This is a genomic window from Streptomyces litmocidini, assembly GCF_014649755.1.
Classification (GTDB): Bacteria; Actinomycetota; Actinomycetes; order Streptomycetales; family Streptomycetaceae; genus Streptomyces; species Streptomyces litmocidini.
In genome coordinates this window covers 89217-102304 of sequence record NZ_BMTQ01000001.1, presented here as the reverse complement: position 1 = coordinate 102304, position 13088 = coordinate 89217, and the positions used below count along the sequence as shown (strand labels likewise).

Below are 13088 nucleotides of genomic sequence, written 5' to 3'. Positions count from 1 at the left end.
GCGGACGCGCGGGCGCCCGGAGGGAAGGATCCCTCCGGGCGCCCGCTCCCGTGTGGTGCGGCTTACGGGAAGGTCAGCTTGAAGCTGTTGATGTAGCCGGTGTCGACCGACGCCTTGTCCTGGACGCGGAGCTTCCAGGCGCCGTTGGCGACCTCCGAGGAGGCGTTCACGGTGTACGTCTGGTTGATGTTGTCGGCGCTGCCGCCGGCCCGGTTGCTCAGGTTGTAGACCGAGCCGTCGGGGGCGATGAGGTCGACGACCAGGTCACCGATGTAGGTGTGGACGATGTCCACGCCGACCTGGAGGTTGGTCGGGGCGTTGCCGGTGACGCCGGTGACGTTGACCGTCGAGGTGACCGCGACGCCGTTGTCCGGGATGGAGACGTCGGCGTCGTTGGTGAACACCGTGCCGCCACCGCCGCCGCCGCCGGGGCGGGAGCCGACGCTGATCGCGGCCCAGGCGTTCTCGACGGCCGCGACCTCGGCGCTGCCGGCGCCGTACAGCTCGGTGGCCGCGGCGACCGTGCCGGTGCGGGCACCGGCGTAGTTGGTGTTCGAGGTGAACTTGGTGGTGAGCGCCTTGAACCAGATCAGGCGGGCCTTGTCGATGCCGATGCCGGTGACCGGGAGGCCGTCGGAGGTCGGCGAGTTGTAGCTCACGCCGTTGACGGTCTTGGCGCCGCTGCCCTCGGAGAGCAGGTAGAAGAAGTGGTTCGCCGGGCCCGAGGAGTAGTGGACGTCGATGGAGCCGATGCCCGAGTACCACGAGTCCTTGGACGCGCCGTCCTTGCTCGGCTTGTCCATGTAACGGAGCGGCGTGCCGTTGCCGTTGATGTCGATCTTCTCGCCGACGAGGTAGTCGCCCTTGTCGTTGGCGTTGTTGGCGTAGAACTCGACGGCCGCCGCCATGATGTCCGAGGTGGCCTCGTTGAGGCCGCCGGACTCGCCGCTGTAGACCAGGCCCGCGGTGTTGGAGGTGACGCCGTGCGTCATCTCGTGCGCGGCCACGTCGATGGAGGTGAGCGGCTTGGTGTTGTTGGTGCCGTCGCCGTACGTCATGCAGAAGCAGGAGTCGGACCAGAACGCGTTCACGTAGGCGTTGCCGTAGTGGACGCGGGAGTACGCGCCGACGCCGTCACCGCGGATGCCGGAGCGGCCGTGGACGTTCTTGTAGTAGTCCCACGTGAGGGCGGCGCCGTAGTGCGCGTCCGCGCCCGCGGTCTCCTTGTTGGAGGGGAGGCCGTTGCCCCACGTGTCCGTGGTGTTGGTGAACAGCGTCCCGGTGCCCGACGTACCGCCGTTGAGGTTGTACGTCTTGTGGTTGCCGCGGGTGGTGTCGGTCAGCGTGTACGAGGGCGCGGTGCCGAGGGTCACCTGGCCGCTGTACTGCGTGTTGCCGATGCCGGTCTCGATGGCCTGCCACTCGTAGAGCTTCGCGCCGGTCTTCGCGTCCGTCACGACGTGCAGCTCGTTCGGGGTGCCGTCGTGCTGGAGGCCGCCGACGACGGTCTCGTACGCGAGGACGGGCGTGCCGTTCGCGGCCCAGACGACCTTGCGCGGGGCGCGGCTGGCCGCCGTGGACTTGGCGCCCTCGGCGTTGGCGCGGCCGATCGCCTGCTTCTCGGCGGCGGCCGGGGCGACGGTCGCGGCGGCGACGTCGACCTTGGTGATGTCCGCGCGGGTGGCCTTGGTCACCGAGGTGGTGGCGCCGGCCTTGGTCTCCGCGACGACGAGGTCGCCGCCGAGCACCGGGAGGCCCTGGAAGGTGCGCTCGTAGCGCGTGTAGGTCGAGCCGTCGCGGTTCTGGACCACGTCGCGGACGACCAGCTTCTCCTGGGCGCCGAGGCCGAGGGACTTGGCCGTGGTGGCCGAGTCGGCCTGGGCGGCCTTGATCAGCGCGGCGCGCTGGGCCGGGGAGAGGTCGGCCGGCAGCTTGCCGGGGTTGACCTTGCCGGCGGACTGCGCCGCGGGGGCCGCGGCGAAGGTGTCGGCCGATGCGGTGCCGGACTGGACGCCGAGGGTGAGCATGGCGGCGGCGGCGATCAGAGCGCCGGTCGCGGTGGCACGACGGCTGGGCGTGGATCTCACGCAGACTCCTTAGGCGAGGGGGGTACCGGCGGACTTGGGTGAGCCCGTCCGGGCGGAGCAAGGAGAGCTGTGGAGCAGGTGCTGGTGACGCGGAACCCGGCGGATCGGGGCCCAGGGGGTCCGAACCCGTTCGGGTGACGCGGTGAACGGTGGTGCGAAGAACCGGGGAGAGACTGACAGGAATGACGGGGACCTGTCAGGACTGCGACGGGAAGTTGGCCGGAAATCGTCCGCTGTCCGAATGTCCGTGTTCGTTAACCGGACGTTTCCTCGATCATGGTCAGGACGTCGCCCGGGGTTCCGCGGAGGCCGAATTCGAAGAGCCTTCCGGGCCCGGGGCGGCGCCGTCGTCAGGGGTGGGGGCCGCGTGGGGGGCTTGCCGACCGCCCGGCTGCATCATGTCGGGCCGTGGCTGATTCCGTTCCCTCTGCGTGCCGTCCGGCGGGCCGGCGCCGACGCCGGAGCGACGGCCCCCCGCCCGTCCCCCGCTCCCCCTCACCCCACCAGACTGTCCCGCCACGCCTGGTGCAGGCCCGCGTAGTGGCCGTCGCCCTTCACCAGGACCGACGGGGGACCGTCCTCGACGATCCGGCCCGACTCCATCACCAGGACGCGGTCCGCCACCTCGACCGTCGACAGGCGGTGGGCGATGACCACCGCCGTACGGCCCGCCAGGACCGTGTCCATCGCCCGTTGCACCGCCCGCTCGCCCGGCACGTCGAGGGAGCTGGTCGCCTCGTCCAGGATCAGGACCGCCGGGTCCGCCAGCAGCGCGCGGGCGAAGGCCACCAGTTGGCGCTGCCCGGCCGAGATCCGGCCACCGCGCTTGCGGACGTCCGTGTCGTAGCCGTCCGGGAGGCCCGTGATGAACTCGTGCGCCCCGATGGCCTTCGCCGCCCGTTCGACCTCCTCGCGGGTCGCGTCCGGGCGGCCGATCGCGATGTTCTCCGCGACCGTGCCCGAGAAGAGGAACGCTTCCTGGGTGACCATCACGATCCCGCGGCGGAGGTCCGGGGTCGTGAGGTCGCAGAGGTCCACCCCGTCGAGCCTGATGTGGCCCTCCGTCGGGTCGTAGAAGCGGGCCAGCAGTTTCGCCAGCGTCGACTTGCCCGCGCCCGTCGCGCCGACCACCGCCACCGTCTGGCCCGCCGGGATCGTCAGGTCGAAGCGGGGAAGGACCTCGCCGCCCGTCCGGTAGGCGAACCCCACCGAGTCGAAGACGACCTCCCTGCCGGGCGCTCCCGTGCGGTGGGGGAGCTCGCGGGGCGCTGTCGTCTCCGGGACCCCCGGTTCCTGGGCCAGGAGGCCGGCGATCTTGCCGAGGGACGCCGCCGCCGACTCGTACGAGTTCAGGAACATGCCCAGGCGGTCGATCGGGTCGTACAGGCGGCGCATGTAGAGGACCGCCGCGGCGAGGACGCCCAGTTCGAGCGCTCCGGCCGCCACCCGGTACGCGCCCCAGAGACACATTCCGGCCACCGCCGTGTTCGCCACCAGGCGGGAGCCGGTCACGTAGCGGGCCATTTCGAGGAGGGCGTCGCCGTTGCTCCGCTCGTGGCGGTGGTTGAGCGCCGCGAACTCCGTGTCGTTGGCCCGTTCGCGGCGGAACGCCCTGACCGGGCGGATGCCGTTCATCGTCTCCGCAAACTTCACGATCACGGCCGCGATGGCCGTGGAACGCTCCGCGTACACCCGGCCCGCGCGCCGCCGGTAGAGCCGGACGAGGAGGTGGAGGGGGAGGAAGGAGGCGACCGCCACCGCTCCGATGCCCCGGTCCAGCCAGAGGAGGACCAGGGAGATCGAGACGAAGGAGAGGACCACGCCGATCAGTTCCTGCAGGCCTTCCGAGAGCAGTTCCCGGAGGGACTCGACGTCCGTGGTCGAGCGGGAGATCAGCCGGCCCGAGGTGTAGCGCTCGTGGAAGTCGACGCTGAGGAGCTGGGAGTGCCGGAAGATCCGGCCGCGCAGGTCGAGCAGCGCGTCCTGGTTGATGCGGGCGGCTCCGCGTACGAAGGCGTACTGGAGGACGCTCGACAGGACGGCGCAGAGGAGGTAGCCGACGGCCACGGCGACGACGGGGCCGTGGTCCCCCGCGCGGAAGGCCGGGACGCCGCGGTCGATGGCGTACGCGACGAGCAGCGGGCCCGCCTGCAGCGCCGCCTCCCGGACGAGGAGGATCAGGGCCGCGATCACGACCCGCGCGCGATGGGGGGCGAGGAGGGAACGGAGCAGGGCTCCGGTCGCGCCCGGAGGCGCGGGCAGGTCGTCGCGGTCGAAGGGGTCGGCCGGTCCGGACGGGGGCTTCCGTCGCGGTGCTTTCGCGAGCGTCGTGTCCGTCATCGGGCCTCGTCTCCCTCGCCGGACATCAGCCAGGCGTACTCGGCGTTGCTGCGCAGCAGTTCCTGATGGGTGCCCACGGCCGCGATCCGGCCGCGCGAGAGCAGCGCGACCCGGTCGGCGAGCATCACCGTCGACGGGCGGTGCGCCACGACCAGGGCCGTCGTCTCCCTGAGGACCTCCCGCAGGGCCGCCTCGACCCGGGCCTCCGTGTGGACGTCGAGCGCCGACAGCGGGTCGTCCAGGACCAGGAACCGGGGCTTGCCGACCACCGCGCGGGCCAGGGCGAGCCGCTGCCGCTGGCCGCCGGAGAGGCTGAGGCCCTGCTCGCCGACCTGGGTCGCGGTCCCCTCGGGCAGCCGGTCGACGAAGCCGTCCGCCTGGGCGACGCCCAGGGCGCGGCGCAGCTCCGGTTCGCCGGCTCCTTCCGCGCCCATCAGGACGTTCTCGCCCACGCTCGCGGAGAACAGCGTCGGCTCCTCGAACGCCATGGAGACGAGGGAGCGGAGCTTGTCCCGTTCCATGAGGGCGATGTCCTCGCCGTCGAGGAGGATGCGGCCGGCCGTCGCCTCGTGCAGGCGCGACACGAGGGCCGTGAGGGTCGTCTTGCCGGAACCGGTGCCGCCGACCAGGGCCAGGGTCTCGCCGGGGCGGACGTGGAGGTCGACGCCGTCCAGGACGGGGGGCGTCCCCTCGGGGGCGTCCGGGTAGCGGAAGGTGACGCCTTCGAAGCGGACCCCGTCCGGGTGACGACGGCCATGGGTGTCCTCGGCCGTGTCCGGTTCCTCCTCGGCGTCCATCACCTCGAAGTAGCGTTCCGTCGCGGTCGCCGCCTCCTGGCTCATCGCGAGGAGGAAGCCGATCGACTCCACCGGCCAGCGCAGCGCCAGGGCCGTCGACAGGAACGCGACGAGGGTGCCCGCCGACAGGTTCCCGTCGGCGACCCGGACGGTGCCGAGCACGAGCGCGGCCCCGATGGCCAGTTCCGGCAGGGCGGTGATGACGGCCCAGATCATGGCGAGCAGTCGCGCCTTGGCCAGTTCCGTGCCGCGGAGCCGTCCGGAGAGTTCGCGGAACGCCTTCGCCTGGCTGCGGTGGCGGCCGAAGCCCTTCACGATCCGGATGCCGAGGACGCTCTCCTCGACGACCGTCGTCAGGTCGCCGACCTGGTCCTGGGCCCGGCGCGCCACCACCCCGTACCGGCGCTCGAAGAGGTTGCTGAGGACCACGAGGGGGAGCACGGGGGTGAGGAGCACGAGGCCGAGGGTCCGGTCCTGGGACAGGAGGAGGACATAGCCGGCCAGGATCGTCACGCCGTTGACCAGCAGGAACGTCAGCGGGAAGGCCAGGAACATCCGGACCAGCATCAGGTCCGTCGTGCCGCGCGAGAGCAGCTGCCCGGAGGCCCAGCGGTCGTGGAAGGCGATCGGGAGCCGCTGGAGCCTGCCGTACAGGTCGGCCCGCATCCTGGCCTCCACGGAGGACAGCGGGCGGGCCACCAGCCAGCGGCGGAAGCCGAACAGGACGGCCTCGGCGATCCCCAGGAGCAGCAGGTACAGCGCGCCGAGCCAGACGCCCCCGGGGTCCCGGTCCGTGACGGGTCCGTCGACCAGCCACTTCAGGACGATCGGGATGACGAGCGACAGACAGGAGGCGACGACCGCGACGACCGCGGCCGTGACCAGCCGCCCCCGCACGGGCCGCACGTACGGCCGGAGACGGAGCAGGACGCGGACCGTCGAACGGTCGGGACGTGGGGGGATCGGTTTCTCGGGCATCAGGTCCGACCATACGGTTCGCCACTGACACCCCTCATCCGATTTTCCGGACCGGCCGCTCTCGACCCCGTGAGGCCGCACGTCGGAGACGTGCGCGACCCCGCGGGGGGCACGTACGAGGGGCGGCACAGCACATGACGACGCTCGAAGGTCGCGACGCCGCCGCCGGGAAGGCCTTCCGCGCCGGGCCCGACCTGGACGCCGACCGCCCCGGGTTCCCCGCCGGGCACGCCGAGCCGTGCCTGCGCGCCGACGGGTCCGAGCGTCCCGGCCGCGCCGCCCGCGCCGCCGCGCTCTCCCGGCGCGTCGGGGAACTCGGCCCCGGATCCGCCGGGGCCGACCGGGACCGGACCGCTCCCTCACGCCCGGACCCGTAGCAGCACCACCGACCGTCCCCCCACCGCCAGCGTCCCCCCGCCCGGGTGCCGGGTGGCCGGGGCCGTCGACTGGTCGTCCCGCGCCGTGTCGACGACCAGTTCGTACGACTCCGCCCACGGCGGGCCCGGCAGGCGGAAGTCCAGGGGGCGGTGGCCGGCGTGGAGGACGGCGAGGAAGCTGTCGTCGGTGATCTGCTCGCCCCGCGCGTCCCGCCCCGGGATGTCGCGGCCCGACAGGTAGAGGCCGATCGTCGCCGTCGGCGCGTACCAGTCCCCTTCCGTCATCTCGGTGCCCTCGGCGGTGAACCAGGCCAGGTCCCGCAGCCCGTCCGCGGCCTGCGGCCGGCCGGAGAAGAAGGCGCGGCGGCGCAGCACCGGGTGGCGGTGGCGGAGGGCGAGGAGCCGGCGGGTCAGGGCGAGGAGCTGGGCCCGGCCGGGAGCGTCCGGCAGGGTCCAGTCGAGCCAGCCGAGTTCGTTGTCCTGGCAGTAGGCGTTGTTGTTGCCGCCCTGGGTGCGGCCCATCTCGTCGCCGGCGACGAGCATCGGGACGCCGGTGGAGAGGAGGAGGGTGGTGAGGAGGTTGCGCTGCTGGCGCAGGCGCAGGGCGTTGATCGCGGGGTCGTCGGTCTCGCCCTCCGTCCCGCAGTTCCAGGAGCGGTTGTCGTGGGTGCCGTCCCGGTTGCCCTCGCCGTTGGCCTCGTTGTGCTTGCGTTCGTACGTGACCAGGTCGCGGAGGGTGAAGCCGTCGTGGGCGGTGACGAAGTTGACGGAGGCGTACGGACGGCGTCCGCCCCAGGCGTACAGGTCGCTGGAGCCGGACAGCCGGTAGCCGAGGTCCCGGACGTCGGGCAGCGCCCCGCGCCAGAAGTCCCGGACGGCGTCCCGGTAGCGGTCGTTCCACTCGGTCCACAGGGGCGGGAAGGCGCCGACCTGGTAGCCGCCGTTGCCGACGTCCCAGGGTTCGGCGATGAGCTTGACGCGGCGCAGGACCGGGTCCTGGGCGATGACGGCGAGGAAGGGGGAGAGCATGTCGACGTCGTGGAAGGAGCGGGCGAGGGCCGCCGCGAGGTCGAAGCGGAAGCCGTCGACGCCCATCTCGGTCACCCAGTAGCGCAGCGAGTCGGTGATGAGGCGGAGGACCTGCGGCTGCACGACGTGCAGGGTGTTGCCGCAGCCCGTGTAGTCGGCGTACCGGCGGGCGTCGGACTGGAGGCGGTAGTAGCCGCGGTTGTCGATGCCCTTGAGGGAGAGCGTGGGACCGAGCTCGCCCGCCTCCGCGGTGTGGTTGTAGACGACGTCGAGGATGACCTCGATCCCGGCCGCGTGCAGTGCCCGCACCATCCGTTTGAACTCGCCGACCTGCTGCCCGGTGGTCCCGGAGGAGGAGTAGCCGGCGTGCGGGGCGAAGTAGCCGATCGAGTTGTAGCCCCAGTAGTTGCGCAGCCCGCGCCGCAGGAGGTGGTCCTCGTGGGCGAACTGGTGGACCGGGAGGAGTTCGACCGCCGTCACCCCGAGGCGCGCGAGGTGGTCGATCGCGGCGGGGTGGGCGAGCCCCGCGTACGTGCCCCGCAGGTGTTCGGGGATGCCGGGGTGCAGTTTCGTGAAGCCCTTGACGTGCAGCTCGTAGATGACCGAGTCCTGCCAGGGCGTCTTGGGCCTGCGGTCGTCGGACCAGTCGTCGTCGTCGTGGACGACGACCCCTTTGGGGACGTGCGGGGCGGAGTCCCGCTCGTCGCGGACGGTGTCGGCCACGTGCTGCTGCGGCCAGTCCCGGACGTGTCCGTACGCCTCCGGGGGCAGCGCGGCGAAGTCGCCGTCGACGGCCCGGGCGTACGGGTCGAGGAGCAGTTTCGCCGGGTTCCAGCGGGCGCCCGTCCACGGGTCCCAGCGGCCGTGCACCCGGTAGCCGTACCGCTGTCCCGGTCCGACGCCCGGCACGAAGCCGTGCCAGATCTCGTGCGTCAGCTCGGTCAGCCGGAGCCGCGTCTCCGTGCCGTCGGCGTCGAAGAGGCACAGCTCCACGGCCTCCGCCCCGCCCGCCCACAGGGCGAAGTTGGTGCCCGTCACCCCGCCGGGCCCGACCCGGCAGCGGGCCCCCAAGGGGGTCGGTGCCCCCGGCCACACCGGTGGCACGGCCCGCTCCAGGGCATGCTCGGACACCGCCTCCTGCTCGGCTGCGCTCGCCACCGTCCCGGCCTCCCGCGGCTCGTCGGACTCGCACCCGCGGGAGCGGCGGCGTCCCGGCCGCCGCTCCCGCGCGTGGTTCTCTCCCTGTTCTGCCCGCACGGCCGTGCTCCCAACATGACCCGCACGCACGTTTCCCCTGGAGGGTGGCCGTCGTTGGGCCGGGCGTGACACTTGTGTGGGAGCGGGCGAGGCGGACCCTCGTGGTGACGGGACTGGTGGCGGGGCTCGCGACGGGTCTCGCGGGCTGCACCGGGGCGGACGGCGAGGGGGGCGTCGGCATCGGCCTGCCGGGCACGGCGCGGGCTCCGGGAGACGTCATCCGGGTGACTCCGGAGGACGGCAGCCGGGCGGTGCCGACCGGCGGGCCCGTCGAGGTGGAGGTGGACGGCGGACGCCTGGAACGGGTGACGGTCGTGCGGGTCGAGGACGGTCTGCGGAGCGAGGTCGCCGGGGAGGTCTCGGCGGACGGGCTGCGCTGGCGGCCCCGGCCGGGCACCCGGCTCGCGCCGGCCGCCAAGTACAGCGTGGACGCGGTCGCGCTCGACGGGCACGGGCGCCGTTCGGCCCGGCACACCACCTTCACCACCGTCGTCCCCGCCTCCCGTTTCATCGGCTACTTCAAGCCGGAGAACCGTTCCACGGTCGGCACCGGCATGATCGTCTCCTTCGGCTTCAACCGGCCGATCGAGAACCGGGCCGAGGTCGAGCGGGCCGTCCGGGTCACCTCGGAGCCGCCGGTGGAGGTCGTCGGCCACTGGTTCGGCAAGGAGCGGCTCGACTTCCGGCCCGCCGCGTACTGGCGGCCCGGCACGAAGGTGACCGTCGAGCTCGCGCTGCGGGACGTCGAGGGGGCGCCCGGGGTGTACGGCATCCAGCGCAAGAAGGTCGGCTTCACCGTCGGCCGCTCCCAGGTCTCCCTGGTCGACGCCGAGGCGCACACGATGGAGGTCCGGCGGGACGGCGAGGTCCTCGCCACCGTGCCGATCACGGCGGGCGCGCCGAAGACCACCACGTACAACGGGAAGATGGTCGTGACCGAGCTGTACGACGTGACCCGGATGGACGGCAGGACGGTCGGCTTCGGCGGCGAGTACGACATCAAGGACGTGCCGCACGCGATGCGGCTGACCGACTCGGGGACCTTCCTGCACGGCAACTACTGGGCGCCGTCCTCCACCTTCGGCTCCGCCAACGTCAGCCACGGCTGTGTCGGCCTCCGGGACGAGAAGGGCGGCAGCGCGGACTCGCCCGCGGGCTGGTTCTTCGACCGGACGCTCGTCGGCGATGTGGTGGAGGTGGTCAACTCCCGCGACAAGGAGGTCGCCCCCGACAACGGCCTCGGCGGCTGGAACCTGGACTGGGACCGGTGGAGGGCGGGCTCCGCGCTGCGGTGAGACCGGGGGCCCCGTATCACGTCGACTGGTGCCGAACGGTGACATTCACGAGGAACTTTCGTGTCCTGCGGTGTGATTGTCTGGCGCTGTGTGCGCGAGTGAATGCGCACGGGGGTGGGGCCGTGGCACAGCCAGGCCGTCCGAGGGGAGAAGACCACAGTGAACGGGCAGCCGATATCGGGGGCATCGGTAGGGACGACGGGGCGGCGCGGCCGACGCGGGGGCGTCGGGCTGCAGGCCCTGGCGGCGGGGGCGCTGCTCCTGGTCCTGACGGCGTGCGGCGGCGGTGGGACCGCCGGCGGCGCGGGGGGCCGGGGCCCGGCGGCGCAGGGCGGCGGCAAGCAGGAGAACGCGGCCTCCCAGGCGGTCGTGACGGTCCTTCCGAAGGACGGCGCCGACTCGGTCGCCACCCGTGGGGCCCTCAAGGTCACCGCGGCGCAGGGCAAGCTGACCACGGTCGAGGTCGCCGACTCCAAGGGCGCCAGGATCGAGGGCGAGATCGCCGCGGACGGCGCCAGCTGGTCGCCGAAGGCGCACCTGGCCGCGGCCACCCGGTACAAGGTCCACGCGATCGCGAAGGACTCCGAGGGCCGCGAGTCGGCGAAGGACACCACCTTCACCACGCTGGTCCCGAAGAACACCTTCATCGGCCAGTACACGCCCGAGGACGGTTCGACCGTCGGCGTCGGCATGCCGGTCTCCATCAACTTCAGCCGGGGCATCACCGACCCCGAGGCCGTCGAGAAGGCCATCAGGGTGACGGCCGTCCCGGCCGTGCGGATCGAGGGCCACTGGTTCGGCAACGACCGCCTCGACTTCCGCCCGAAGGACTACTGGGCCGCCGGCACCAAGGTGACGGTCGAGCTGAACCTGGACGGCGTCGAGGGCCGCCCCGGCGTCTACGGCAAGCAGAAGAAGTCGATCTCCTTCACCATCGGCCGCCGTCAGGTCTCCACCGTCGACGCGAGCGCCAAGACGATGAAGGTCGAGCGGGACGGCCAGATCATCAAGACGCTGCCGATCACCGCGGGCGCGCCCTCCACGACCACGTACAACGGTCAGATGGTCATCAGCGAGAAGTACGAGGTGACCCGCATGAACGGGGCCACGGTCGGCTTCGGCGGCGAGTACGACATCAAGGACGTGCCGCACGCGATGCGCCTGTCCAACTCGGGCACCTTCGTCCACGGCAACTACTGGGCGCCGTCCTCCACCTTCGGTTCCAGCAACGTCAGCCACGGCTGCGTCGGCCTGGAGGACGCGCGGGGCGCGGGCGACAGCTCGACGCCGGCCGCCTGGTTCTACGACCGCTCGATCATCGGCGACGTCGTGATCGTGAAGAACTCCAAGGACAAGCAGATCACTCCGGAGAACGGCCTCAACGGCTGGAACATGGACTGGTCGGAGTGGATCGCCTAGAGCTCCCGCGAAGGGGCCCGGTGCTGTGAGCAACGGCACCGGGCCCCTCGTCGTTAACGGCCACTAACCTTCCTTCCATGACTGTGAACCTCGAAGTCGCCGATGGCGTCGGCACGATCCGCCTCGACCGCCCCCCGATGAACGCCCTGGACATCGCCACCCAGGACCGGCTGCGCGAGCTGGCCCAGGAGGCGACCGACCGCGACGACGTGCGGGCCGTGGTCCTCCACGGCGGCGAGAAGGTGTTCGCGGCCGGCGCGGACATCAAGGAGATGCAGGTCATGGACCACGTGGCCATGGTCAAGCGCTCGCGCGCCCTCCAGGACTCCTTCACCGCCGTCGCCCGCATCCCGAAGCCGGTCGTCGCCGCGATCACCGGTTACGCGCTCGGCGGCGGCTGCGAGCTCGCGCTCTGCGCCGACTACCGGATCGCCGCCGACAACGCCAAGCTGGGCCAGCCGGAGATCCTCCTCGGCCTGATCCCCGGCGCGGGCGGCACCCAGCGCCTGTCCCGGCTCGTCGGCCCCTCCAAGGCCAAGGACCTCATCTTCACCGGCCGGATGGTGAAGGCCGACGAGGCGCTGACGCTCGGTCTGGTCGACCGGGTCGTCCCGGCCGCCGAGGTGTACGAGCAGGCGCACGCCTGGGCCGCCAGGCTGGCGCGGGGCCCGGCCGTCGCCCTGCGGGCCGCGAAGGAGGCGATCGACCAGGGTCTGGAGGCCGACATCGACACCGGTCTCGCCATCGAGCGCACCTGGTTCTCCGCCCTGTTCGCGACCGAGGACCGCGAGACCGGGATGCGCAGCTTCGTCGAGGAGGGCCCGGGGAAGGCGAAGTTCGCCTGACGATCCTTCACGAGTGGGGGCCGATTCCACCGGAACGGCCCCCACGGAGGGCTCCGGGCGGCCATGATGGGGGGCATGGCGGGCCTGGAGGGTACGGAACAACCGGGGCAGCGCGTGAGCGCCGCCGCACCGCGGTGGTCACCGGCCGCGGACGACGAACAGGCCGCCGGAGCAGTGGAGTTGTACGGCAATCCGGCCGAGGAGGACGTCCGGCTGCCGTCCCGTCCCGAGTCCGCGTGGGTGGCCCGCAGGCTCACCCAGCACGTCCTGCTGCGGCAGTGGGGGCTCGGCCCGCAGCTCGCCGAGCACGCGGTGCTGCTCGTCTCGGAGCTCGTCGGGAACGCCGTCCGGCACACCGGTGCCCGCGTCTTCGCGCTGCGGCTGCAGCGGCGCCGCGGCTGGATCCGGATCGAGGTGCGCGACCCCTCGCGGGGGCTGCCCTGCCTGATGCCGGTGCACGAGCTCGACATCAGCGGCCGCGGGCTCTTCCTCGTCGACAAGCTGGCCGACCGCTGGGGCGTGGACCTGGCGCCGCGCGGCAAGACGACCTGGTTCGAGATGAGGGTCTCGGACCGCTGACGCGCCCCGGACGCACGGAAGCCCCCGTGCGTCGTGGTGGGACGCGTGGGGGCTTCCGTGTGGAGCGCCGTGGACGAGGGGGGTG

Annotated in this window: 9 protein-coding genes; 5 read left to right on the top strand and 4 right to left on the bottom strand. The window is 72.3% G+C overall.

Features of this window, described 5'->3' with window-relative positions:
* Positions 1–62 precede the first annotated feature (62 nt).
* From IE180_RS00410 to IE180_RS00400, 3 genes are all read right to left on the bottom strand, one after another.
* The gene (locus tag IE180_RS00410) at positions 63–2087 is read right to left on the bottom strand and encodes a M4 family metallopeptidase (protein ID WP_190154707.1); all 2025 of its coding nucleotides are present in this window, start codon (positions 2085–2087) and stop codon (positions 63–65) included.
* 495 nt (positions 2088–2582) lie between these two features.
* Positions 2583–4427 carry an ABC transporter ATP-binding protein gene (locus IE180_RS00405; RefSeq protein ID WP_190154706.1) on the bottom strand — a complete coding sequence of 615 codons (1845 nt, stop codon included), beginning with the start codon at positions 4425–4427 and terminating at the stop codon, positions 2583–2585.
* A complete protein-coding gene (locus IE180_RS00400) occupies positions 4424–6202 on the bottom strand; it encodes an ABC transporter ATP-binding protein (protein WP_190154705.1) in 1779 nt (592 codons plus the stop codon). Before IE180_RS00400 ends, IE180_RS00405 begins: the two co-directional genes overlap by 4 nt.
* A 134-nt stretch (positions 6203–6336) precedes the next feature.
* On the opposite strand from IE180_RS00400, the gene IE180_RS00395 reads away from it, so the two are divergent.
* A complete protein-coding gene (locus IE180_RS00395; protein WP_190154704.1) occupies positions 6337–6579 on the top strand; it encodes a hypothetical protein in 243 nt (80 codons plus the stop codon).
* Here IE180_RS00395 and glgX read toward each other — a convergent pair.
* Complete coding sequence (glgX, locus tag IE180_RS00390; protein WP_190154703.1) at positions 6562–8766, bottom strand: glycogen debranching protein GlgX; 2205 nt, start codon at positions 8764–8766, stop codon at positions 6562–6564. The two genes, IE180_RS00395 and glgX, sit on opposite strands and share 18 nt — an antisense overlap.
* 200 nt (positions 8767–8966) lie before the next feature.
* Here glgX and IE180_RS00385 point away from each other — a divergent pair, with 200 nt between their 5' ends.
* From IE180_RS00385 to IE180_RS00370, 4 genes are all read left to right on the top strand, one after another.
* Positions 8967–10160 (top strand): L,D-transpeptidase, encoded by a 1194-nt coding sequence (locus tag IE180_RS00385; RefSeq protein ID WP_229860228.1) that lies wholly within the window; start codon positions 8967–8969, stop codon positions 10158–10160.
* A gap of 159 nt (positions 10161–10319) precedes the next feature.
* Positions 10320–11579 carry a L,D-transpeptidase gene (locus tag IE180_RS00380; protein ID WP_190154701.1) on the top strand — a complete coding sequence of 420 codons (1260 nt, stop codon included), beginning with the start codon at positions 10320–10322 and terminating at the stop codon, positions 11577–11579.
* Between the two features lie 77 nt (positions 11580–11656).
* Positions 11657–12424 carry an enoyl-CoA hydratase/isomerase family protein gene (locus tag IE180_RS00375; protein ID WP_190154700.1) on the top strand — a complete coding sequence of 256 codons (768 nt, stop codon included), beginning with the start codon at positions 11657–11659 and terminating at the stop codon, positions 12422–12424.
* A gap of 75 nt (positions 12425–12499) precedes the next feature.
* Entirely contained in the window at positions 12500–13003 is a 504-nt protein-coding gene (locus IE180_RS00370) for an ATP-binding protein (protein ID WP_229860227.1), read from the top strand.
* Positions 13004–13088 lie beyond the last annotated feature (85 nt).